The 23,151-nt window shown below is 70.1% G+C and carries 20 protein-coding genes; 7 read left to right on the forward strand and 13 right to left on the reverse strand.

The genetic code is table 11. From position 1 onward, the window contains the following. Window positions 1-13: 13 nt before the first annotated feature. The 8 genes from ACX80J_RS11075 to ACX80J_RS11110 all read right to left on the reverse strand — a co-directional run bounded on the left by ACX80J_RS11075 (window position 14) and on the right by ACX80J_RS11110 (window position 8,703). The gene (locus ACX80J_RS11075; protein ID WP_459347795.1) at window positions 14-541 is read right to left on the reverse strand and encodes a DUF2087 domain-containing protein; all 528 of its coding nucleotides are present in this window, start codon (window positions 539-541) and stop codon (window positions 14-16) included. Further along, the gene (locus tag ACX80J_RS11080) at window positions 538-1,410 is read right to left on the reverse strand and encodes an inositol monophosphatase family protein (protein WP_459347915.1); all 873 of its coding nucleotides are present in this window, start codon (window positions 1,408-1,410) and stop codon (window positions 538-540) included. Before ACX80J_RS11080 ends, ACX80J_RS11075 begins: the two co-directional genes overlap by 4 nt. 32 nt (window positions 1,411-1,442) lie before the next feature. Continuing rightward, window positions 1,443-3,779, reverse strand: coding sequence for an NAD-dependent DNA ligase LigA (gene ligA, locus ACX80J_RS11085; protein WP_459347796.1), 2,337 nt, complete (start codon window positions 3,777-3,779; stop codon window positions 1,443-1,445). A gap of 114 nt (window positions 3,780-3,893) precedes the next feature. Further along, the gene (locus tag ACX80J_RS11090) at window positions 3,894-4,898 is read right to left on the reverse strand and encodes a PP2C family protein-serine/threonine phosphatase (RefSeq protein ID WP_459347797.1); all 1,005 of its coding nucleotides are present in this window, start codon (window positions 4,896-4,898) and stop codon (window positions 3,894-3,896) included. A gap of 63 nt (window positions 4,899-4,961) precedes the next feature. Then, window positions 4,962-6,299 (reverse strand): adenylate/guanylate cyclase domain-containing protein, encoded by a 1,338-nt coding sequence (locus ACX80J_RS11095; RefSeq protein WP_459347798.1) that lies wholly within the window; start codon window positions 6,297-6,299, stop codon window positions 4,962-4,964. Next, entirely contained in the window at window positions 6,296-6,892 is a 597-nt protein-coding gene (locus tag ACX80J_RS11100; protein ID WP_459347799.1) for a PH domain-containing protein, read from the reverse strand. Before ACX80J_RS11100 ends, ACX80J_RS11095 begins: the two co-directional genes overlap by 4 nt. Window positions 6,893-6,895: 3 nt before the next feature. After that, on the reverse strand, window positions 6,896-7,777 hold the full coding sequence (locus ACX80J_RS11105; RefSeq protein WP_459347800.1) for a biotin--[acetyl-CoA-carboxylase] ligase: 882 nt from the start codon (window positions 7,775-7,777) through the stop codon (window positions 6,896-6,898). 47 nt (window positions 7,778-7,824) lie between these two features. Then, window positions 7,825-8,703: an SDR family oxidoreductase gene (locus tag ACX80J_RS11110; protein WP_459347801.1), complete on the reverse strand. Its 879-nt coding sequence runs from the start codon at window positions 8,701-8,703 to the stop codon at window positions 7,825-7,827. Window positions 8,704-8,962: 259 nt separating this feature from the next. On the opposite strand from ACX80J_RS11110, the gene ACX80J_RS11115 reads away from it, so the two are divergent. The 3 genes from ACX80J_RS11115 to ACX80J_RS11125 all read left to right on the forward strand — a co-directional run bounded on the left by ACX80J_RS11115 (window position 8,963) and on the right by ACX80J_RS11125 (window position 11,219). Beyond that, complete coding sequence (locus ACX80J_RS11115; protein ID WP_459347916.1) at window positions 8,963-10,546, forward strand: acyl-CoA carboxylase subunit beta; 1,584 nt, start codon at window positions 8,963-8,965, stop codon at window positions 10,544-10,546. Then, window positions 10,543-10,782 (forward strand): acyl-CoA carboxylase subunit epsilon, encoded by a 240-nt coding sequence (locus tag ACX80J_RS11120; RefSeq protein WP_459347802.1) that lies wholly within the window; start codon window positions 10,543-10,545, stop codon window positions 10,780-10,782. Before ACX80J_RS11115 ends, ACX80J_RS11120 begins: the two co-directional genes overlap by 4 nt. 200 nt (window positions 10,783-10,982) lie before the next feature. Then, window positions 10,983-11,219, forward strand: a complete 237-nt coding sequence (locus ACX80J_RS11125; RefSeq protein WP_459347803.1) for a YegP family protein — start codon at window positions 10,983-10,985, stop codon at window positions 11,217-11,219. 26 nt (window positions 11,220-11,245) lie between these two features. Here ACX80J_RS11125 and ACX80J_RS11130 read toward each other — a convergent pair whose 3' ends face one another. Further along, the gene (locus ACX80J_RS11130; RefSeq protein ID WP_459345729.1) at window positions 11,246-12,520 is read right to left on the reverse strand and encodes a serpin family protein; all 1,275 of its coding nucleotides are present in this window, start codon (window positions 12,518-12,520) and stop codon (window positions 11,246-11,248) included. A 175-nt stretch (window positions 12,521-12,695) separates the two neighbouring features. Between ACX80J_RS11130 and ACX80J_RS11135 the strand changes: the two genes are divergently transcribed. The 4 genes from ACX80J_RS11135 (at window position 12,696) to ACX80J_RS11150 (ending at window position 17,845) form a co-directional block, all read left to right on the forward strand. Next, window positions 12,696-14,411 (forward strand): DUF885 domain-containing protein, encoded by a 1,716-nt coding sequence (locus ACX80J_RS11135; protein WP_459345728.1) that lies wholly within the window; start codon window positions 12,696-12,698, stop codon window positions 14,409-14,411. A gap of 220 nt (window positions 14,412-14,631) precedes the next feature. Further along, window positions 14,632-15,174, forward strand: coding sequence for an AMIN-like domain-containing (lipo)protein (locus ACX80J_RS11140; protein WP_459345827.1), 543 nt, complete (start codon window positions 14,632-14,634; stop codon window positions 15,172-15,174). Window positions 15,175-15,277: 103 nt separating this feature from the next. After that, window positions 15,278-15,910, forward strand: a complete 633-nt coding sequence (locus ACX80J_RS11145; protein ID WP_459347804.1) for a Maf family protein — start codon at window positions 15,278-15,280, stop codon at window positions 15,908-15,910. A 108-nt stretch (window positions 15,911-16,018) separates the two neighbouring features. After that, window positions 16,019-17,845 carry an acetyl/propionyl/methylcrotonyl-CoA carboxylase subunit alpha gene (locus tag ACX80J_RS11150; protein ID WP_459347805.1) on the forward strand — a complete coding sequence of 609 codons (1,827 nt, stop codon included), beginning with the start codon at window positions 16,019-16,021 and terminating at the stop codon, window positions 17,843-17,845. Between the two features lie 33 nt (window positions 17,846-17,878). Here the strand turns inward: ACX80J_RS11150 and ACX80J_RS11155 are convergent, their stop codons facing one another. The 4 genes from ACX80J_RS11155 to ACX80J_RS11170 all read right to left on the reverse strand — a co-directional run bounded on the left by ACX80J_RS11155 (window position 17,879) and on the right by ACX80J_RS11170 (window position 23,138). Then, window positions 17,879-18,574, reverse strand: a complete 696-nt coding sequence (locus ACX80J_RS11155; RefSeq protein WP_459347806.1) for a hypothetical protein — start codon at window positions 18,572-18,574, stop codon at window positions 17,879-17,881. Further along, a complete protein-coding gene (locus tag ACX80J_RS11160) occupies window positions 18,571-19,953 on the reverse strand; it encodes a serine/threonine-protein kinase (RefSeq protein ID WP_459347917.1) in 1,383 nt (460 codons plus the stop codon). The genes ACX80J_RS11155 and ACX80J_RS11160 overlap by 4 nt, the downstream gene beginning before the upstream one ends. A 191-nt stretch (window positions 19,954-20,144) precedes the next feature. Then, a complete protein-coding gene (locus ACX80J_RS11165; RefSeq protein WP_459347807.1) occupies window positions 20,145-21,557 on the reverse strand; it encodes an MFS transporter in 1,413 nt (470 codons plus the stop codon). A gap of 180 nt (window positions 21,558-21,737) precedes the next feature. Beyond that, entirely contained in the window at window positions 21,738-23,138 is a 1,401-nt protein-coding gene (locus tag ACX80J_RS11170) for an NAD(P)H-quinone dehydrogenase (RefSeq protein ID WP_459345723.1), read from the reverse strand. Window positions 23,139-23,151 lie beyond the last annotated feature (13 nt).

Consider the following 23,151-nt stretch of genomic DNA (forward strand, 5'->3'; position numbering starts at 1 on the left):
GCCCCGAGGCAGGTCAGGACGCCTCGGTCACCCGCCGGTATCCGGTGCCGTCGGGGTACCGCTCCAGATACCCGTAGTCGACGAGGGCCCGCCGGAGGGTGGGGATGTCGTGCGTGACGGTGGCGAGCAGGCGGTTGACCTCGGGCTCGCTGATCTCCTCGTCCGCCGGGATGAGCCGCTCGGCGAGGTGGGACAGGAGGTCCTCGCGGTCCTGGCCCGCGCGCGGCAGGCCGTCGATGCGTCCCTCGCGGAAGAAGCGGTCGACGCCCCTGGGCGTGCCGGGTGCGGCGGCCGCGAGAACCGCCTTGAAGAGCTGCCCGTTGACGGAGAGGTCGTCCGTGAGGAGCCCGGCGTCGACCAGGCGCTGCACCTCCTTCGGGGCGGCGTCGAGGGGCTGACCGAGCACGGCGCGGGCGTACAGGATGCGGGCCCGCTCACCGGCGAGTGTGGAGAGGACCTTCTGCCAGGACGGCGGTGCAGCGGGCGCCGGCTCGGGGGTCGGTTCGGGCGCTGGACCGGGTGTTGGTCCGGGTATTGTCATGGCTGCCTCTCGGTGGGTTGGGACGCGCGACGGGCCGCCGCCAGGAAGTCGGCGGGGCCGGCCGCCGTGACCGCGGCGAGCCGTTCGGCCTCCGAGGGACCGCCGTCGAGCATCGGCCGCAGCGCCGGCCGGTGGACCGGGACGCCGGCTTCCTCGGCGATCAGGGCGCCCGCGGCGAAGTCGTGCTCGTTCAGGCCCCGTTCCAAAAAGGCGTCGAGGGTCCCGTCGGCCACCAGGCAGAGGTCGAGTGCTGCCGACCCGAGGCGCCGCAGGTCACCGAATTCCTCGAGGAGCGGACCGAGCTCCGCGACCTGGGCCGAGCGTATGGATCGGTCATAGGCGAATCCCGTGGCGAGGATGCGGCCGCTGTCCGCCGTGGGCCCGGCGAGGCGCCGCACCGCACCGTGGTCGCTGACCCACGCCCCTCCGCCGCGGGAGGCCCAGTAGATCCGGGACAGTGCCGGGGCGTGCACGACGCCGGCGAGCCAGCTGCCGTCCTCGTCCGCAGCGGCTACGGAGGTGCCGTAGTAGACGATGTTGCGGATGAAGTTGGTGGTGCCGTCCAGGGGGTCGATGGACCAGCGGATCCGGGCGCCGCGGGGATCGGCGCCCGAGGGGACGGTGGTGCCGAACTCCTCGCCGGTGATGGCATCGTGCGGCCGCGAGTCGGCGATGACGGCGCGCACCGCCTGCTCCGCCGCGACGTCGAACGCCGTCACCCAGTCGCTGTCCGAGCTCTTGCTGGTGGCGCCGAGCGCCCCGGGGTCCCGCCGCGCCAGGACCTCGGCGCCGGCAGCGGCGGCCTGCCGCGCGAGGTGCAGGAGGGCTGCAGGAGCGACCGTCCGGCCCTCCCTGTCCCGGTCCGGCACCCGGTCCGGGACCCGGTCCGCTGCCCCGTCGCTCACGCGGTGTCCCCGCCCGGAGCGGGACCTGCGCCCGCTCCCGCCTGCAGCTCCTCGGCCACCTCGGTGTCCTCGTCGATGTCCGGCACAGCCGCGGCGCCGTCCGTCCCGGCGTCACCGGCGCCGTTGGCGTCCGGGTCGGCCGCCGGACCATTGGCAAGGAGGGCGATGAAGCCGTCCTCGTCGAGAACCGGGATGCCCAGCGTCTCGGCCTTCTCCAGCTTGGTGCCGGCGTTCTCCCCCGCCACCACGTAGCTCGTGTTCTTCGACACCGAGCCGGCTGCCTTGCCGCCGCGCGTGATGATCGCTTCCTTCGCCTCGTCGCGGTTGTACTGCTGCAGGGAACCCGTCACCACGATGGTCAGGCCCTCGAGCGTCCGCGGGGCGCTCTCGTCGACCTCGTCCTCCATGCGTACACCCGCTGCCGCCCAGCGGTCCACGATCTCGCGGTGCCAGTCCTCCGCGAACCACTCCGTGAGGGCGGCGGCGATGGTGGGTCCCACGCCGTCGACGTTCGCGAGCTCCTCCTCGCTCGCAGTGCGGATCCGGTCCATCGATCCGAACGCGGTGGCGAGGGCGCGCGACGCCGTCGGCCCCACGTGGCGGATGGACAGCGCCACCAGCACGCGCCACAGCGGCTGCTTCTTCGCCTTCTCCAGTTCGGTGAAGAGCTTGCGGGTCGTGGCGCTCGGCTCCGAGGGCTTCTTGGCGGTGCCCTTCGAATAGAAGTAGGGGACGAGCTCGCGACCCGTCACCACGCCCTTGACCTTCTTGTCCCGCTCGATGCGGACGTCCGCGAGCTTCTCCGGCGTGAGGTCGAAGATCTCGGCCTCGGTGGTGATGGGCGGGTCCTCGGGTTCGGCGGGCTGGGTGAGCGCGATCGCCGCTTCCCAGCCAAGGGCCTCGATGTCGAAGGCGCCGCGCCCCGCGAGGTGGAACACGCGCTCCCGCAACTGGGAAGGGCAGGACCGCGCGTTGGGGCAGCGGATGTCGACGTCGCCCTCCTTAGCGGGCTGGAGCGTCGTCCCGCAGGAGGGGCACTCGGTGGGCATCACGAACTCGCGGACCGGCGGGTCCTGCTTGTCCCGCAGGGCGATGACCGGCCCCACGATCTCGGGGATGACGTCACCGGCCTTCCGCAGCACCACGATGTCGCCGATCATCACGCCCTTCGCCTTCACGACCTCCTGGTTGTGCAGCGTCGCCATGCCCACGGTGGACCCGGCGACCTTGACGGGCTCCATCAGTCCGAACGGGGTGACGCGTCCCGTCCGCCCCACGTTGACGAGGATGTCCAGCAGCTTGGTGTTCACTTCCTCGGGCGGGTACTTGTAGGCCACCGACCAGCGCGGCACGCGGGAGGTGTGCCCGAGCGCGCGCTGCAGGGCGAAGCTGTCCACCTTCACCACGATGCCGTCGATCTCGTGCAGGAGGTCGTGGCGGTGCTCCCCGAAGTGCTCGATGAAGGCGATGACCTCGTCCTGCGTCGCGAGCACCTTGTAGTAGGGGGATGTCGGGAGTCCCCAGGCCTTGAGCAGGTCGTAGGTCTCCGACTGCGTCCCGGCCGTCAGCCCGGTGCGGGCGCCGATGCCGTGGACGTACATGTCGAGCGGGCGCTCGGCCGTCATGGCCGGGTCCTTCTGCCGCAGCGACCCCGCGGCCGCGTTCCGCGGGTTGGCGAACGGCGCCTTGCCCGCGGCGACCATGCGCTCGTTGAGCTGGGCGAACTCCTTCGTGGGGAAGAACACCTCGCCGCGGATCTCCACCTCCTCCGGATGGTCCGTCCCGGCCAGGTGCTGGGGTATCGAAGCGATCGTCAGGACATTGTGCGTGATGTCCTCACCGGTGACGCCGTCACCCCTCGTGGCCGCGCGGACCAGCTCGCCGTTGCGGTACAGCAGGTTCACCGCGAGGCCGTCGATCTTGAGCTCCGTCAGCCACGCGATGGTGGCTCCCGGGTTGCGCTGCTCCACGCCGGCGGACGCCCGGTCCAGCCAGGCCTTCAGCTCGTCGAGGGAGAAGACGTCCTCGAGGCTGTACATGCGGGCGAGGTGCTCCACGGGGGCGAAGGCGGACGAGACCTCGCCGCCCACCTCCTGTGTCGGGGAGTCGTTGGCGATGAGTTCCGGGTGCAGCGCCTCGATCTCCTCGAGCCGCCGGAAGAGGGTGTCGAACTCCGCGTCGGAGATGGTGGGGGCGGCGTCCTGGTAGTACGCGATGCGGTGGGCGCGGATCTCCTCGGCGAGCTGGGCGTACTCCTCGCGGAGCTCGCCGCCCGGCGGGTTCCGGTCCACGGTTCCGGCGGTATCGGCTGCGTCTTCGGTTCCTGTGGTCACTTTCCCATCTTGCCCTACGGCTACAGGGCGGGCCACTGCGGGCACCTCGACGGGCGCCCGGTCGGGGCGGCAGGTCGGGGCGGCAGGTCGGGGCGGCCGGTCGGAACGCCCGGGCTACTGGTGCGGGGAGCCCGGCGCCGCGTCCGACCGCAGGACGGCGTGCGAGCCGTTCGCGCGCACGACGTCGTCGGGCTGCGAGCCGTTCACGCGCACGACGTCGTCGGGCTGCGTGTCGGCGGTGGTGCCGGCGGGGATCAGGTGACCGACGTCGGCCGCGAGGATCCCCCCTCGACGGACAGCCGAGCCCTCGACATCCGCGGCCGCCGCGTCGTCGACGCATGTGTCGACGTGTGCGTCGACGTGTGCGTCGACGATGATCAGTGTGACGTTGTCGCGCGCCCCGGAGCGGAGGGTCGCCTCGACGAGCTCCTCGCATGCCTGCTGCGGGTCCGCGACGGTGCTGAGGACGTCGTAGATGGCGTCGTCGGACACCTCGCCGCTCAGGCCGTCCGAGCAGACCAGGATGCGGTCGCCGTCCTCGACGGGCATCAGCCAGAAGTCCGCCTCCGAGTCGTCTCCCGTGCCGAGTGCCCGCGTGACCACGTGCCGGCGGGGGTGGGTGCGGGACTCCTCCATCGAGATGCTGCCGGTGTCCACGAGTTCCTGGACCTCCGAGTGGTCCACGGAGATCTGTCCGAACCGGTCCCGACTCAGGCGGTAGGTGCGCGAGTCGCCCACGTTGAAGAACAGCCAGCACGGCACGCCCTCCTCCTGGACCAGCACCACGCCGCTGAGTGTCGTCCCGGCCAGTCCGCCTGCCTGCCGGCGGATCTCCTGGTCGGCGTCGGCGATGAGCTCCTCCAGGTCAGCGGCGGAGAACTCGGGCAGGTGATGCCCCAGGATGGGGCTGCTGCCCAGGGTCCGGACGCAGATACCGCTGGCGACCTCTCCGGCCGCGTGGCCGCCCATGCCGTCCGCCACGGCGAACACCGGTTCGGCGGCGATCAGGGAATCCTCGTTCAGTTCCCTCCGCAATCCCCGATCCGTCGCGAAGCCGTAGGCGAGGTGCACGTCCCGCGGGGGGCCGGCCTGGGGGGTACGGAGGGGTTGGTCGGTCATTCCCCCATTCTGCCCTGCCCGTTTGCCTCCCGATAGCTTCCGCGGCCTCGGCGGGTCCCGCCCCTAGTCGAGGACGATCCCCGTGCCGGTTCCCCGGGCGAGCGTCACCGGGCGCACCTCACCGAAACCGCGCACCTGCCGGGGCTCGTGCGGCGTCAGGACGAACTTCTCGTTGTGCTCGAGGGTCGCGGCGGTGGCGGAATCGACGAGCACCTCCCCCGGCTCGGCGAGCGCGGTAAGCCGGGCCGCGAGGTTGACGGTCGGTCCGTAGATGTCGCCGAGCCTGGACAGCACCCGCCCCCAGACGAGGGAGCACCGCGCCGAGGGAAGGAATTCGTCCTCGGTGAACGCCTTCGCGAGGGCCAGCGAGATCTCGGCACCGGCCTCGGGCGACTCCGCGATGTAGAGCACCTCGTCCCCGATCGTCTTCACGAGCCGGCCGCCGCCGACCGAGATGATCTCCGCGCACTTGTTCTCGAAGCGCTGCACCAGCTGCGCCAGGGTGCGCTCGTTCATCCGCCGCGACAGGCTCGTGTAGGAGACGAGGTCGGCGAACCCGACCGCCCGCGCCAGCGGGAGCGGTGCGTCCTGTTCGTCTCCGTCGCGCCCTGCCTCGCTGGAGATCAGACCCGATTCCGCGCGGAGGGCCAGCCGCTGGACGGCGGCGTTCATCTGGCGGCGCCACGCATACACGAGCGTCTTCTCGAGCGGTTCGAGGAGGTCGGGGAGCTCGGACACCAGCGTCTTGCGCGCGTCGGCGTCCGTGAGCCCGCGCTGGGCCACCATCTCCTCGACGATCGCCTCGATCTGCCACACGACCATGCGGTCCGTCATCTGTCCCACCGCACGGGTGATCGAGATCGCGGCGTCCTCGGTGAGCTGCTCCTGGCGCACCATGTCGATGATCGTCGTGAGCGCGTGGAGGTCCTTCTCGGTGAAGGCGACGTCGTCGTCCCCGATGTTGGGGAAGCCCATGGCGCGCCACAGCTTGCGCGCGGACAGGAGGGAGACCTTGGCTCCGGCGGCGATGTCACGGCGCTTGAGCGTGCGTTCGGCGCCGAGGAGTTCGCGCTCGAGGCGGCGAATGCTCTCCCGGTCGAGCTCGATGGGGCCGGCAGGCGACGACGTCGGCGCGTCGCCGCCTGCGGCGGCCATGTCCGGCTGCAGCTGCCACACGGCCTTCGAGGCCGTCGACGCCGCGGCCTCGGGTGCGTCGTCGGACGGCGCCGCATCGACCGCGGGTGCAGCCATCACCGCCGCAGCCGTCACCGCCGCATCCGTCGTGCCAGTGTCTGTCGCACCCGCGTCCGTCGCGCCCGTGCCCGTCGCGCCCGGCGTGCCCGCTCCCCCGTCGTCGGAGCGGGCGGGCTGCCCGGACTCGTGGCGGTCCTCGACTGTCACGATTGCTCACCCGTCCATTCCTGCTGCACCCGCGGCGTCCCACCGCGGGCGTACTGCGGATCGATTTCCATATCCACTCCATCGAACATGCGCGTCAGGGGCAGGTCGCTGATCGCCTGCACCACGTACTTCTTGAACGTGCCGATCTGCGGAACGTCCCGGTAGGCGTGCGTGCGGTCGAAGCCGAGGTCCGCGACCAAGGTGCCGCTGCCGACCATGCGCTGCACCAGTCCCTGCTCCGTCTGCAGCTGCGAGATGGCGGACAGGCTGATCTGGTGTTCGGTGCGCCGGGTGACGCCGCGCCGGTGGATGAGTCGCAGGCTCGTGAGCACGTACCGGTTGCTCGACCAGCGGAGCACGGGGCGCACCACCACCCGGAGCAGTACCGCCACGATGGCGGCGAGCGCCACCAGCAGCAGCACCGGCTGCCAGTCGGGGAGCCCGCCCGGCAGGTCCCGTCGGCCCAGGTACCCCAGGCCGAAGCCCCCGGCGGCCAGGAGCGGGAAGGCCGCGAGCACCGGCCCCACGATCGGCAGCGGGTTGGGCCGCGTGCGCACGAGGACGCGTTCGCCGGGCAGCAACTGGATTCGCATGGCCTACGCCTGCGGGCGCAGGTGCACGACGTCGCCCGCGGAGATCGTGTGGCGTTCGCCGTCGTCGTCGCGCACGATCAGCGCGCCCTGGTCATCGAGGGCGAGCGCGCGTCCGCTGAGCAGGGCGCCGCCGGGCAGTTCGGCCCGGACGTCCTGGCCGAGCGTCGCCATGCGCGCCCCCACACGGGTCAGCAGGGACGGCCCGGTGTCCCAGGCCGCGGAAGCGTCGCCGTCGACGTCGCAGAAGGCCCGGTAGGAATCGGCGAACGTGCGCAGGAAGGACTTCAGCAGGATGTTGCGGTCCGTGGTGCCGGCGTATTCGAGCAGCAGGCTGGTGGCCGTGGGCACCGGGAGTTCGTCGTCGGTGAGGCTGACGTTAAGGCCGATCCCCACGACGACGGCGGGCGGCTCGGCGCCCGCGCCCGGCACGAACTGCGCCAGGACACCGGCGAGCTTCCGGCCGTCCACCGTGACGTCGTTGGGCCACTTGAGCTGCGGCGCGATCTTCGTGCGATCCTCGACGCTCTCCGCGAGCGCCAGGGCGGCGAGGAGCGAGAACCAGGAGTAGGCCGTGGTGGGCACGGGCCGCCCGTGCCGGTTGAACGGGCGCAGGAGCACGCTGACGAACAGCGAGGACCGCTCGGGCGCTATCCAGCTGCGGTCCAGCCGTCCGCGTCCTGCGGTCTGCACTTCCGCACCGAGGACGCTGAGGTCTGGCCACCCTGCCGCTTCCCGCTGGGCGTGCTCCACGAGGTCGGTGTTGGTGGATCCGGTGCGGGCCACGATGTCGAGCCGGGAGAACGGACCCGACGGCATGCACAGGGCTGTCCTCAGTGCGCCGAGGTTCAGGCCCGGGCGCTCGAGATTGGAGTAGCGGGAGGACATGGCATCGATCTTATCCGGCCCCGCGCTCCCTGCCCCGGAGCGGGACCTCAGAGGAAGATGTCGGGGACCAGGCGGTCCTCGGGTGCGCCGAGGCTGTACGGCGTGAAGTCGGTGACGCCTTCCTCGCGGAGAACCTCCTCGTCCGTGTAGAAGTTCCCGGTGCAGGCCCGTGCCGGGCGGACCAGGACGGCGTGCGCGGCGTCGGCGACGATCTGCGGGCTTCGGGCCGCCTGGACGATACGGTCTCCGCCGGGCATGGCGCGGATGGCCGCCGTGTCGATGAGGGTGGCCGGCCACAGGGAGTTCACGGCGATGCCGTCGTCCTTGAGTTCCTCGGCGAGGCCGAGGGTGGTCAGGCTCATCCCGTATTTCGCCATGGTGTAGGCCAGATGCCTGCCCGCCCATTCGGGCGTGAGGTTCAGGGGCGGCGAGAGTGTGAGGATGTGGGGGTTGTCCGAGCGCTTGAGCGCCTCGAGGGCGGACTTGCTCAGCAGGAAGGTGCCGCGGACGTTGATGTCCGCCATGAGGTCGTAGCGCTTCATGTCCACGTCGGGCGTCCTGGAGAGGTCGATCGCCGAGGCGTTGTTGATGACGGCGTCGATGCCGCCGAAGGTGCCGGCGGTCGTCTCGACGGCGGCCCGGACGTCGTCGTCGTTCCGCACGTCGCCGACCAGGGGCAGGGCGTGTCCACCTGCGGCCTCGATCTGTTCGGCCGCGGTGTAGACGGTCCCTTCGAGCTTCGGGTGCGGCTCGCCGGTCTTCGCCAGGATGGCCACGTTGGCTCCGTCGCGGGCGGCCCGCAGGGCGATGGCCAGGCCGATCCCGCGGCTTCCCCCCGACAGGAGGAGAGTGCGCCCGGCGAGCGATCGGTGTCCGGGGCGGGCGTCCGGAGCGGAGGATTCCTGAGCGTCATTGCGTGCAGTCATGGCCCCACCATAAGCACCGGGGGTCGCCCGACGGCTCGCGACGCCCCGATGTTACTCGCGGGTAACATCGGGGCTCCGGCTAAGCGTTGGCCGCGGAAACTGTAGACGTCCTACAACGGCAAGCCCTTTGATCCTCACTAGACTTGGGAAAACGCGCCGCACTTTGTCGGAATCCTCCAGTCTCGACTGGGGGCTCCGCGCAACCCAGTGAGGCGCGGTCCCACGCCACCCGCCGACCGGAGACTCCATGCACCAGGACCTGCAGCTCGACCTGACAACGACGGCCGGGAAGCTCGCCGACTTCCGGAGGCGCAAGGCGCTCTCGGAGCAGCCCTCCGGCCCCGAAGCGATCGAGAAGCAGCACGCCCGCGGCAAGAACACCGCCCGCGAGCGGATCGACCTCCTCGTGGACGAGGGTTCCTTCGTCGAGTTCGACGCCTTCGCGGTGCACCGCTCCACCGCCTTCGGCATGGAGAAGAAGAAGCCCCTCGGCGACGGCGTCGTGTCCGGCTACGCGACGGTGGACGGGCGCCTGATCGCGATCTACAGCCAGGATTTCTCCGTGTACGGCGGCTCCCTCAGCCAGGTCAATGGCGAGAAGATCGTCAAGGTGCAGGAGTTCGCGCTCCGCAACGGGTGCCCGGTGATCGGCATCAACGACGGCGGCGGGGCCCGCATCCAGGAGGGCGTCGCGTCGCTCGCGATGTTCGCGGACATCTTCCGCAACAACGTCCACGCGTCCGGGGTGGTCCCGCAGATCTCGCTCATCATGGGTCCCTGCGCCGGAGGAGCGGCCTACTCCCCCGCGCTGACGGACTTCGTGGTGATGGTGGACAAGACGTCGCACATGTTCATCACGGGCCCCGACGTCATCAAGACGGTGACCGGTGAGGACGTGGACATGGAGACCCTCGGGGGCGCACGGCAGCACAACACGACGACGGGCACCTCCGCGTACCTCGCGACCGACGAGGCGGACGCCATCGGTTTCGTCCGCGAACTGCTCGACTTCCTCCCGTCCAACAACCTCGCGGAGGCGCCGTTGACGGAGTTCGTGGAGGAGCCCGAGGTGACGGACGAGGACCTCGCCCTCGACGAACTCATCCCGGACGCGGCGAATCAGCCGTACGACATGCACGCCGTCATCGACGCGATCGTGGACGACAGCCACTTCCTCGAGATGCAGGCGCTCTACGCGCCGAACGTGGTGACGGGCTATGCCCGCGTCGAGGGCCACACCATCGGCATCGTGGCCAACCAGCCCCTGCAGTTCGCCGGCACCCTCGACATCAACGCCTCGGAGAAGGCGGCCCGCTTCGTGCGGCACTGCGACGCCTTCAACATCCCCATCCTGACCCTCGTGGACGTCCCCGGCTTCCTGCCCGGCAAGGACCAGGAGTTCCAGGGCATCATCCGGCGCGGCGCCAAGCTGCTCTACGCCTACGCCGAAGCCACCGTGCCGAAACTGACGGTCATCACCCGCAAGGCCTATGGCGGCGCGTACATCGTCATGGGGTCCAAGAAGCTCGGCGCCGACCTCAACCTCGCCTGGCCCACTGCGCAGATCGGCGTCATGGGCGCCCAGGGTGCCGTCAACATCCTGTACCGCGGGCAGCTCAAGGCCGTCGCCGAGGCCGGCGGGGACGTCGAGGCCGCACGCGCGGACGTCGTGCAGCAGTACGAGGAAGAACTGCTGAACCCGTACCAGGCAGCCGAGCTGGGCTACGTCGACGCCGTCATCGCCCCGTCGGAGACCCGACTGCAGATCGTCCGGGGACTCCGCGCCCTGCGCGACAAGCGGGCTGCCAACCCCGCCAAGAAGCACGGGAACATCCCGCTGTGACCGCGCAGGACAGCACGCCCGACGACGTCGCCCGGGAGAGCCCGGCCCTCCTGTCCGTGGTCTCCGGCAATCCCACGGAGGAAGAACTGGCGGCCCTCACCGCCGTCGTGGTCGCCCTGCGGGGACGCGGGGAAGCGGACGAGGCTCCGGCCCACGGCAGGTCCTGGGTCCGCCGGGCCATGCTGCGGCTGGGTCCGACGCCGGGACCCGGCTCCTGGCGCCGCAGCGTCCGCTGACGCGACACCCCCTCCCGGAACCCCTTCCGGGCCTACTCGCCAGTACGCACCGGGCTCCCTACCATGGGGAAACGGGTGTGGCTGGGGTCACATGGGGGAAGCCCTGTCCCGTCACCGGGCCGCCCGGGACGCAGCGCAGTGTCCCGGAAGTGATGACGAGCCCGGGTGGTGCTGCTGCCGGGCGGTTACAGGGGGTAGCCATGGCCGCGATAATCGAGCTTTTCCATGATCGGGACAACGCCTTCAGATTCCGGTTGAAGACACCGGAAGGGGCGGTCATCGCCGTGTCCAGACCGTTCCCGGACAAGGCGGCGGCCGTAGCGGGCATCCGCACCCTTCGTGAGTGCGCCGGGACCGGCCTGATCACGGACCTCTGCCTCCCGAGGCCGCAGACAGCAGGAGCCGCGCGACGACCCGTAGGGCCCGCAGGCACGTAGGCCCCAGGAGACTCAGCGCGGGAGATTCAGCGCGGATCCGCCACGGTGCCGAGGAACACGGGCAGTCCCGTCTCCTCGTGGACGATCTGGTAGCCGAAGGGGCGATCGAAGGCGATGCTCGCCTCGGGCGGCATCGGAGCGCTCCCCGCCATCGTCAGCTGTGTGACGGCCGCCGCGACGGTGCCCTTCTCCGCGACCGTGATGTTCGCGACCTGGGCAGCTCCGTCGACGAAGGAGCCCGGCTGGATGGCACGGAAGTCGGCGTCGGGTCCGAAGGACTCGTCGAGTCCCGCGGCAGCCAACGGTTTCCGGAGGTCCTGCTCGAACTCGTGGTCCCACGTCGGCAGGCTCAGCTCCACCCGGACGTCGCCGGCCGTATCGAGCAGGAAGGCCATGTCGAGCAGTTCCTGTTCGGTCCACCGCGGCGGTGATCCTTCCGCCGGCAGGATGAGCCGCATGATGAAGCCGTCGCCGTAGGGCAGGTCGATCCCGCTCCAGCCGCCCTCCTCGGCGTACCGCACCGTGCGCGTGCCGTGCATCATCGGGACGTCCACCCTGCTGCCATCGGCCAGCATGAAATCCTGGTCCGACGTCCCGGAGGGATCGAAGGGCTCGTCCCAGGCCGCTGCGAAGTAGACGGCGTTGAGAAGGGACAGCGTGGTGCCCGGACCGACCTCGAGCGGGGCCTTCTCGATCCGGCCGCCGGTCTCCTTCGACACCCAGTCATCGATGCGGTCCGCCGTCGAACCGTCCCGAAAATCGACGGGGTAGACGCCGCTGCCGTACTGGCGAGCCAGGGTCTCCAGGTACTCCTCGCCGATGCCGCCGGACTCCGGGACGAAGACCGCGTTGGCGAGATGCAGGACGGGAGTCTCGGGCGGATCGTCCTCGTCGACGTCACCCGGGTTGCCGTCGAAGCGCTGGATGCTCGCGAGGAGTGCGTTCATCGCCTCGTCCCGATGCTCGGCGGGCAGACCCAGGACCGCGTCCAGCTCCGTGGCGGTCGTCGACCCGGCTCCGGCGCGCAGCATCGACAGCGCATAGAGGGCACTGAGCGGGCTGGTGACCTGGTTGACGTCCGGATCGGAGGTCATGAGCGCGCCGAGGCGGAAGGCGGATCGGAGCAGTGCGTCCTCGGCCTCCGCGAACTCGCCCTGGGCGACGACGACGCGCTCGATCGGCGCCGTCTGCTGGTCCGGCGCGGATCCCGCACACGCGGTCAGCAAGGCCAGAGCCGCGGTCGCCGTGGTGGCGGTCCTGCCCAGGCGTCCGTGCGTGGTCCTCTGTCCCGAGTGCTCCATACCCACGTCCCCTTCATCGTGCTCCCACGGTAGGCCCCCTCACCGCGTGGATCCAGAGCGGCCGAGGATCACGTGCGGTCCGGTGGACTACGACGCCCTGGGCTCCGCCTTCCTGCGGAGCCGGAGCGGCCGCCAGTCAGTAGCCTCCGGCAACCGCTGGGGCTAGGCTCTGGACGTGACCCAAGACACCCCAGCTTCCTTCCCCTCCTCCAGCCAGCAGCCGGCACGGCAGTCGACGGCCGTCGATGCCGTGGCCACGTCGTACTACGAGACCCTGCTCGAACTGATGCCGAATTTCGCCACCGAACTCGGCATCCCCGGTCACGAGACCGAGTACCAGGACTACTCCCCGGCAGGTATCGATGCCCTCGCCGACGCCGCCCGCGATACCCTCCGGCGGCTCGACGGCCTCCAGCCCGCAGATGACGTGGATGCGGTGACGCTCGACGCCATGCGCGAGAGGCTCGGACTCGACCTCGAGATCCATGACGCTGGACTCGGGTACGCCGAACTCAACAACATCGCCTGCCCCGCCCAGAACATCAGGGCCATCTTCGACCTCATGCCCACCGCCACGGCGGAGGACTGGGGCAATATCGCCGGGCGTATGGCCAATGTCCCCGGTGCCATCGACGGATACATCGCATCCCTCCGCGCCGGCCGCGAGCGCGGTCTCGTCGCCGCCCGCCGGCAGGTGGGCATCGTGATCGAGCAGTCCACGAAGTACGCCGAGGACGGCGGTTTCTTCGACACCCTCGGCGCCACTGCACGCTCGGACGACGGCGACCTCCCCGACTCTGTGCAGCAGGAGCTCCGTTCCGGTGCTGACGCTGCACGTGGCGCCTACCGCTCGCTCGCGTCCTTCCTGCAGGACGACCTCCTCCCCACAGCACCCGAGAAGGACGCCGTCGGGCGGGAGCGCTACGCCCTGATGTCGCGTCTCTTCCTGGGGTCCGCCGTCGACCTCGAGGAGACGTACGCGTGGGGCGTCGAGGAACTCGACCGCGTGATCGCCGAACAGGAAGCTGTCGCGAACGAGATCCGGGAGGGGGCCTCCATCGAGGAGGCCATCCGCATCCTCGACGAGGACCCGGCCCGCCAGCTGCAGGGCACCGATGCGCTCCAGGCATGGATGCAGGAACTCTCCGACAGGGCGGTCGACGCGATGGCCGGGGTCCACTTCGACATCCCGGACGTGATGCGCCGCCTCGAATGCAGGATCGCCCCGACCAACGAGGGCGGCATCTACTACACGGGCCCCAGTGACGATTTCTCCCGCCCGGGACGGATGTGGTGGTCCGTGCCCGAGGGCGAGGACTCCTTCACCACCTGGAAGGAGACCACCACCGTGTACCACGAGGGCGTTCCGGGCCACCATCTGCAGATCGCGACGGCGACCTACCAGCGTGCACTGCTCAACCCGTGGCGCCGCAACGCCATCTGGGTCTCCGGCCAGGGCGAGGGCTGGGCACTGTACGCCGAGCGCCTCATGCAGGAACTCGGCTTCCTCGCCGATCCGGGCGACCGCCTCGGCATGCTCGACGCCCAGCGGATGCGCGCGGCCCGCGTCGTCTTCGACATCGGGGTCCACCTCGAGCTCGAGATCCCCGAGCGCTGGGGCGAGGGCACCTGGACCCCGGAGAAGGGCTACGGCTTCCTGAAGCGGAACATCGCCATCAGCGAGGGCCAGCTCAACTTCGAGTACAACCGCTACCTCGGCTGGCCGGGGCAGGCCCCGTCCTACAAGATCGGCCAGCGCCTCTGGGAGCAGATCCGCGACGAGGTCCGGGCCGGCGAGGGCGGGACCTTCGACCTCCGCGACTTCCACACCCGGGCCCTCAACCTCGGGTCCGTGGGCCTCGACACGCTGCGTCGGGCACTGGTGTCCTGACGGAGCCGTCGGGTGCAGGCGGGCCGGGGATGCCGCCCGCCTGCGCCCGATGACTGCGGCCCCGGGGACGCATCTGCCGTCGGCGACCGCCTAACGAATCGGTGTACTTCTAACGATTCGGCGCCGTTCAGCCCGACGACGGCGCTTTTTCCCGGGTGCCGGAGCAGCATAGGATCACCTATCCAGCTCGACAAGGTGGTGCGCTATGAACAAAACGCGCATGACGGGGAAACTCTCCGCCATACTCGCCGCCCTCGCCCTCACCGCAGGCCTCGGCCTCGCGGGGGGACCACCGGCATCCGCCGCCTATTGCGGCATCACATGGGGGTCGTTGGCGAAAGTCGCCACTTCCACCTCCACAGCACCTATCACGAACGTCCGGTCCGGCCGCCACGCTTGCTTCGATCGCCTCGTGATCGACGCCCGCGGCCATGTCTCCGGCTACCGCGTGGCCTACGTCAACCAGGTCAGGGCTGACGGTTCCGGGATGGTCGTTCCGGTCCGGGGCGGCGCACGCCTCTCCGTGACAGTCAATGCCCCCGCGTATTACAACGGCATGTCTACGTATCCCCGCAGCAATGACAGGGAACTCGTGAACGTCGCGGGCTACTCCACCTTCCGCCAGGTCGCATGGGCCGGAAGCTTCGAGGGGTACACCACCCTCGCACTCGGGGTGCGCGCGCGGCTTCCAGTCCGCGTCTTCGTGGTACCCGGTCCCGGTGCCGGTTCGAGGGTGGTGGTCGACGTCGCACACCGCTGGTGACAGATGCCTGCCCGGTCCCGTCCCGACGTCGTGACGGGACCGGGCAGGTACTCCCGGCCCGCCGGGATTGCGCCGGCGGGCCGGCGCCTGCCTAGGCTGGAGCATGACCCTCCGCCTGATCCTCGCTTCGAAATCCCCCGCCCGCGCCAAGCTCCTGACGGAAGCCGGCATCCGCCACTCGGTGATGGTGTCCGACGTGGACGAACCGGCTGTCGTCGCCTCCTACGGCGAACTCGACGCGCACGACACGTCCCTCCTGCTGGCCCGCGCCAAGGCCGAGGCCGTCGGGGCCCTGGAGGACGCCGACGATGCCCTCGTCATCGGCTGCGATTCCGTCTTCGAGTTCGACGGCGAGGCGCACGGCAAGCCCTACGAACCCGCGGTGGCGATCGAACGGATCCGCCGCATGCGGGGTCGCTCCGGCGTCCTGCACACGGGCCACTGGCTCGTGGACACGCGCGACGGCGGATCCGGCGCCACCATCGGCGCAGTCTCCTCCGCGACCGTGTATTTCGGGGCGATGTCCGACGCCGAGGTCGAGGCCTACGTCGCGAGCGGCGAACCCCTGCACTGCGCGGGGTCCTTCACCATCGACGGGCTCGGCGGAGCCTTCATCGACCGTGTGGACGGCGATCCGCATGCCGTCGTCGGGCTCAGCATCTCCCTGCTGCGCGGCCTCCTGCAGTCGGCCGGGGTCTCCGTCACGGACCTCTGGGCGCCGGCGGCGGCGTTGTAGGTTCTCTACAAAGGATTACCCTCCAACACTCCCCACCAGCACGATTCATGCGCGGAAGCTCCAAAAGCGGGTTAGGCTCCGAACTGAGAAGAAGGAGTCCAACGCCCCATGAGCCAGTCCCCCCTTGCCCCGTCCGAATCCGTCCGTAGCAACGGCACCGCCCGGCGGCACCGCCCGGTGACAAAGGTCCTGGTGGCGAACCGTGGGGAGATCGCCGTCCGGGTCATCCGTGCCGCCCGCGACGAGGGCATGGAGTCCGTCGCCGTGTACGCGGACCCGGACCGCGACGCGCTGCACGTGCGCATGGCCGACGAGGCCTTCGCGCTGGGTGGGGAGACAGCCGCCGAGTCCTACCTGGTCATGGACCGCATCCTCGAGGCGGCACGGCGCAGCGGGGCAGACGCCATCCACCCCGGATACGGCTTCCTCTCAGAGAACGCCGAGTTCGCGCAGCGCGTCATCGACGCCGGCATCACGTGGATCGGCCCGTCTCCGGAGTCCATCTCGCAGCTGGGCGACAAGGTGCAGGCACGCCACATCGCCGAGCGCGTCGGAGCGCCGCTCGTGCCCGGGACCAAGGATCCGGTGGAGTCCGTCCAGGAGGTCGTCGACTTCGCGGAGGAGTTCGGGCTGCCCATCGCCATCAAGGCTGCCTTCGGTGGCGGCGGTCGTGGCATCAAGGTGGTCCGCAGCCACGAGGAGATCCCCGAACTGTTCGATTCGGCGGTGCGCGAGGCGACGGCGGCCTTCGGTCGCGGAGAGTGCTTCGTGGAGCGGTTCCTCGATGCTCCCCGCCACGTCGAGACGCAGTGCCTCGCCGACGCGCACGGCGCCGTCGTGGTCGTTTCCACCCGCGACTGCTCGTTGCAGCGCCGCAACCAGAAACTCGTCGAGGAAGCGCCCGCCCCCTTCCTCTCGGACGAGCAGAACACGCGGCTCTACGAGGCCTCCAAGGCGATCCTCCGCGAGGCGGGCTACCAGGGGGCCGGCACCTGTGAGTTCCTCGTGGGCCAGGACGGCACCATCTCGTTCCTGGAGGTCAACACGCGCCTCCAGGTGGAGCACCCCGTCTCCGAGGAAGTCACGGGCCTGGACCTCGTCCGCGAGCAGTTCCGCATCGCCCGCGGTGAGGAACTGGGCTACGGCGACCCCGAAGTGCGCGGACACTCCTTCGAGTTCCGCATCAACGGGGAGGACGCCGGGCGCGGATTCATGCCGGCGCCGGGGACCGTGCGGACCCTCAGGCTCCCCACCGGTCCGGGGATCCGGGTGGACTCCGGCGTCGAGGCCGGCGAGGTCATCGGCGGAAACTTCGACTCCATGCTCGCGAAGCTCATCGTCAGCGGCGCCACCCGGGAGCAGGCCCTGCAGCGGGCCCGCCGGGCCCTCGCCGAGATGGTGATCGACGGCATGCCCACCGTGCTCCCGTTCCACGCGGCCGTCGTCGCGGACCCTGCCTTCGCTCCGGTCGAGGGGCCGTTCTCGGTCCACACGCGCTGGATCGAGACGGAGTTCACCAACACGATCGAGCCCTGGAAGGGTGCAGCGGATCCGACGTCCGACGACGAGTCCCGCCACCGCGTCACCGTCGAGGTCGGCGGCCGCCGCCTCGAGGTGGTCCTGCCCGCGGGCCTGGGTGCGGCGCCGAACGGCAAGGCCAGCGCGCCGGCCAAGTCGAAGAAGTCCTCCCGGGCACGTGCCGGCAAGGCCACCGTGAGCGGCGACGAGCTGACCTCGCCGATGCAGGGAACGATCGTCAAGGTGGCAGCATCCGACGGCGACGCCGTGGCGGAGGGAGACCTCATCGTGGTCCTCGAAGCCATGAAGATGGAGCAGCCCCTGACGGCCCACAAGTCCGGGACGCTGGAGGGCCTCACAGCGGCTCCGGGTGACACGGTCTCGGCCGGCTCCGTCATCGCCACGATCCGGGACTAGCGGGCTTCGGCAGGGGGCTGCGGGGGCAGGGCGCTACTTGTCCTTCCCGCCGCTGCCCTTGCCCTTGTCGCGCGCTTCTTCCGCCGCCTTCTGAGCGGCCTCCCGCTGGTCATCTGCCTTGTCGCGCGCTTCGTCCGCTGCCTTCTGAGCGGCCTCCCGCTGCTGTTCCCCGGCCTGGTCGTCCACCTCGTCGCCGCTGTTCTCCGGGGCCGCGACGTCCTCCTCGGCCGTCCCGGTATCGCCGCTGTCGTCGGAGGCGTCCCCATCGGTCGCCGGAGCAGGTTCGGGCTCCGCCGGGGACGTATCGTCGGGCTGGGGCGCCGGATCGGCCGGTGGAGCCGCCGGCGCGGGTGCCTCCACGGATGGCACCTCGTCAGGAGCGATGTCCTCCGGAGTCGCCTCGGTGGAAGGCACCTCGCCGGACGGTACTTCATCGACGGACGCCTCGGCTTCCAGCGACGCGATCACGGCGTCGATACGCATGCCGATGAGCGCGGCTCGGTCCTCGTCGACTGTGCCCGCCTCCTGAGCGCTACCGACTTCCGCCTTCAGCCTCTGCGCGAGGACGATGGCTCCGGCGGAGTCCCCGGCGGCAGCGGTGGAGGCGATGGCCCGCACCTCGGCCTGGAAATCCCCGGCCGTGGCGGCATCGATGGGCCCGCCACATCCCGTCAGCAGGAGACCGGCTGCAATCAGGAGGGGAAGCCTCACCCTGAGGGCCGTCGTCATCGCTGCACGCTGTCGTAGAGTTCCTGCAACTTCTCGCCCGGCTCGCCGGAAACGGCCGGTAGCGGCTCGATGTCGGGGGCGGCATCGCGCGCCGACGCCGTGAAGGCCCACAGCGCCGCAGCCACCAGGGCCACCACGAGGACCGAGACGAGCCACGGGAGTACATGCCGGCGGCGCCTCGGGGAAGGCTTCGCGAGTACAGGCGGCCGGACCGGCCGGACCGAAGCCTCGGATGCCGTTGAACCGTCGAGGCGGGCAGGCTCCGTAGCGGGCGACACGACAGGCTGGAGGTCCGGCGTCGCCGCACTGCGGTCATAGCCCCCAGCCGCGGAGACGGCGGTACCGGCGTCGTAGGTATCGGCCTCGTAGGTATCGGCCTCGTAGATACCTGCCGGATGCGCCACCGGACGCGTCGCATCGACGGCCTGCGTGAGCCTCGACGTGTCCGGCCCCCCGTCTCCCGATTCCGGGGAGTGCAGCGGCCCAGGACCGGCGGGCAGGGAGATCGCCGCGGTCGGCGGGGCGGCGGACGGAAGCACCATCGTCCGAGGGTCGGCGCGCTTCTGCGGGCCCATCGCCACCAGGGTGTGCACCACGTCCGCCGCGTCCGGGCGGTCCGCCGGATGGTCCAGGGTCATGGACACGAGCAGCGCGGACAGTGCGGGACCTGCGGCGTGCGGGATCGAGGGGCCACGGTGCAGGCGCGCGAGGGCACTCTCCACCCCCGTGCCGGGGAAGGGACGCTCCCCCGTCAGGGCTTCGATCATCACGAGCCCGAGCGAGTAGATGTCCGACGGCTGCCCCACGCCGTCGCCGCGGGCCTGCTCGGGACTGAAGTACGCGGCGCTGCCGATGACCTGTCCGGTCGCCGTCATGCGTCCGCCGTCGAAGAACCGGGCGATGCCGAAGTCGGTGAGGAGGTAGCCGAAGTAGCCGCTGTGCGGATCCGTCCGCCGGGTCAGGATGTTCGACGGCTTGATGTCACGGTGCACGATGCCGCGGCTGTGGATGTACTGGAGCGTGCGGGCGAGATCCAGCGCCATGAGCCGGACATCCTCGCATCCGAGCGGTCCCCTGGTCCGCAGCAGGACCCCGAGGTCGGGGCCGTCGACGAGTTCCATCACCAGGTAGGCGTTGTCGCCGGTCTCTTCGCCGGTGTCCATGTCGAGGACCCGCACCAGGCCCGGGTGATCGAGTCCCGCGAGCAGTCGCGCCTCGGCCGACCCCCGCTCGAGTCCGTCGGCGGTGCCGGGCCGGAAGAGCTTGAGGGCGACGTCCCGCTGCAACCGTGTGTCGCGGGCCCGGAAGACCTCGGCCATGCCGCCCGTCCCGACACGCTCCTCCAGTGCGTACCGCCCGGCCAGCGCCTGCTTCTCCATGTCGTCCACTTCCGCTGTCCTGTCACCCGGCTCCGGGCACACGTGTTCCGCGCGCCACCGCGGATGTGATAAGCCTGCTGTGCTTCAAGTGTAGGGGTGACACTGCGAACGGACGCAAGCAGGAGTCCGGAGACGACGGCGGCGCCGCACCCGGGTAGGGTGCGACGCCGTCGCGTGGACGCCTGCGGAGGTCAGGCGACGTTGTTCTCGTAGTCGTGGTCGCGTGTCTCGCGCGAGATGAAGAGCGCGATGAACGTCAGGACGGCCGCCGCGCTGAGGTAGGCGCCGACCAGCACCGTACTTCCACCCGCGGCCTGCCAGAGCGCGACCGCGATGAAGGAGGCGGGCGCGGCGCCGATCATGCTCGACACGTTGTAGGCCACAGCCGACCCCGTGTAGCGCACGTTCGCAGGGAACAGTTCGGGCAGCACCGCGGCCATGGGGCCGAAGGTGAGGCCCATGAGGGTGAAGCCGACGATCAGCAGGATCATGGCGCCGACAGTCCCTGCCCCGAACAGCGGAGCCCACAGCAGACCGAAGACGGCGATGCCCACGGTGGTGGCGAGGAGCATCTTGCGCCGGCCGAAACGCTCGGCGAGCGGTCCCGACACGAGGGTGAAGATCCCGAAGAAGACGACGCCGATGATCAGCATCCACAGGAAGTCGGTGCGCGCCATGCCGAGGCCGGGGACGAACGCTGCAGCCTGCGCCTCAGTGAACTCCTTGCCGGCGGCTGCCGCGCGGGCCTGGGCCTGCTCGATGCTCGACGGCGCCGTCCCGTAGGTCAGGGTGAAGGCGGTCATGAAGTAGAAGAGCACGTAGGTCGCGAACATGATGAACGTGCCGAGGATCAGTGCGCGCCAGTGGCGACGGAACGTGGTGCCGAGCGGCACCTTCACGACCTTGCCCTCGTTCTGGACCTTCTGGAAGGAGGCGCTCTCGATCAGCTTCAGCCGCACGTACAGGCCGATGACCACCATCACGGCACTCAGCAGGAACGGCACGCGCCAGCCCCACTCCAGGAACTGCTCCGGGCTCAGCGTGGAGCTCAGCAGCACGAACAGCAGGTTGGCCAGGATGAACCCGATCGGAGCTCCGAGCTGCGGGAACGTCCCGTAGATGGCACGCCTGCCCTCGGGGGCGTTCTCCGTGGCCAGCAGGGCGGCGCCGCTCCACTCACCACCCAGCGCGAGTCCCTGGAGGAAACGCAGCACGACGAGCAGCAGGGGTGCGAGGAGGACCCATCCCTCGGTGGTGGCAGAGGGAAGCAGGCCGATGAGGAACGTGGCGATACCCATGGTCAGCAGTGAAGCCACGAGGGTGGCCTTCCGGCCGATCTTGTCGCCGAAGTGGCCGAAGATGATGGATCCGAGCGGGCGTGCGACGAAGGCCACGCCGAAGACGGCGAAGGAGCTGAGCAGCTGGTTCGCGGAGGTCTGGTTGGGGAAGAACAACGCGGGGAACACCAGTACGGCGGCCGTGGCGTAGATGTAGAAGTCGTAGAACTCGATCGTCGTGCCGATGAGGCTGGCGAAGATCACCTTGCCCCGCGAGTTCAGTGGCTTGGTGGTTCCGCTGGCACCAGCGGCGGTGGAGGAGGTCATGGGTCGGCTTTCTCGGACGAGGCGCGACCGCCAGGTGCTCGAGGGCCCCTGCAGCACGGCGCCCGTGCTTCGGTTTGAACCCCAATATCAGATCACCGGCGTCCACTGGGTGGATAAGCGTGTCCACCATGTGGACGCCGGGAACGCCGTCCGGCACCGGTCCCGGTGCCGGACGGAGCGCTAGATGTGCACGTGCAGGCGCCGCGCCGCCTCCGAGATGGACCCGGTCAGCGAGGGATACACCGTGAACGTGTTGGCGACGTCGTCCACGTGCAGCTTCTTGGTCACGGCGAGCGCGAGCGGGAAGATCAGCTCGGACGCGCGCGGCCCGACGACGACGCCGCCGATGACGGTGCCGGAACCCTTGCGCGAGATCACCTTCACGAAGCCGTCCTTGACGTTCATCATCTTCGCGCGGGCGTTGGTGTGCAGGGAGAGCTTGACGACGTCGCCCTGGTACCGCCCGGACTCGATGTCCTCCTCCGTGACGCCGACCGTGGCGATCTCCGGGGAGGTGAAGATGTTCGAGGCGACCTGCTTGAGCTTGATGGGGCTGACGGAATCACCCATGAGGTGGGCGATGGCGATCCTGCCCTGCATCGCCGCGACCGAGGCGAGGGCGAAGACGCCCGTGCAGTCCCCCGCCGCGTAGACGTTCGGCGCCGTGGTGCGGGAGACGCCGTCCACCCGGATGTGGCCGGACTCGTTGACGGCGACGCCGGCCTCCTCGAGGCCGATGTCCGCGGTGTTCGGGACGGCGCCGACAGCGACGAGGCAATGGGTGCCCTCGACGGTCCGCCCGTCCGCCAGGTGGACGATCACGCCGTCGTCGGTGCGGTCTACGGCCTGGGCACGCGACTGGGAGAGGACCGTCATGCCGCGGTCCTTGAACACGCCCTCGAGCACCTCGGCGGCGTCGGCGTCCTCGCCGGGCAGCACGCGGTCGCGGCTGGAGATCAGCGTGACCTTGGACCCGAGCCCGTTGTAGGCACTCGCGAACTCTGCGCCGGTGACACCGGAACCGACGACGATCAGGTGCTCGGGGATCCGGCGGAGGTTGTAGAGCTGCGTCCAGTTGAAGATGCGCTCACCGTCGGGCATCGCGCTGGGCAGTTCGCGCGGCGTCGAGCCGACGGCGAGGAGGACGGCGTCGGCCTCGACGATCGTGGTCTCGCCGCCCGACTCGACCTCGAGCCGGTGGTTGTCGAGGAGCTTCCCCGTGCCGATGATCACGCGGACGCCGAGGCGTTCGAGGGTGGCGCGGATGTCCGAGGACTGCTCCACGGCGAGCTTCAGCAGCCGCTGGTTGACCTTGTCCAGGTCCGCGAAGACCTTGCTGTCCGCGGAGAAGTGGACACCCAGCCCGCTCGCGTCGGTGAAGCGCGTCATGGTGTCCGCCGTGGCGATGAGGGTCTTGGACGGCACGACGTCCGTGAGGACCGCTGATCCGCCCAGGCCCTGCCGTTCGACGACGGTCACGTTCGCGCCGAGCGAGGCCGCCACCAGTGCCGCTTCGTAGCCGCCGGGGCCCCCGCCCAGGATGGCCAGGCGCAATGAACTGAAATCGAGTTGGTTGGTCACGGTTTGATTATCG

This window comes from Arthrobacter rhamnosi, assembly GCF_054510975.1.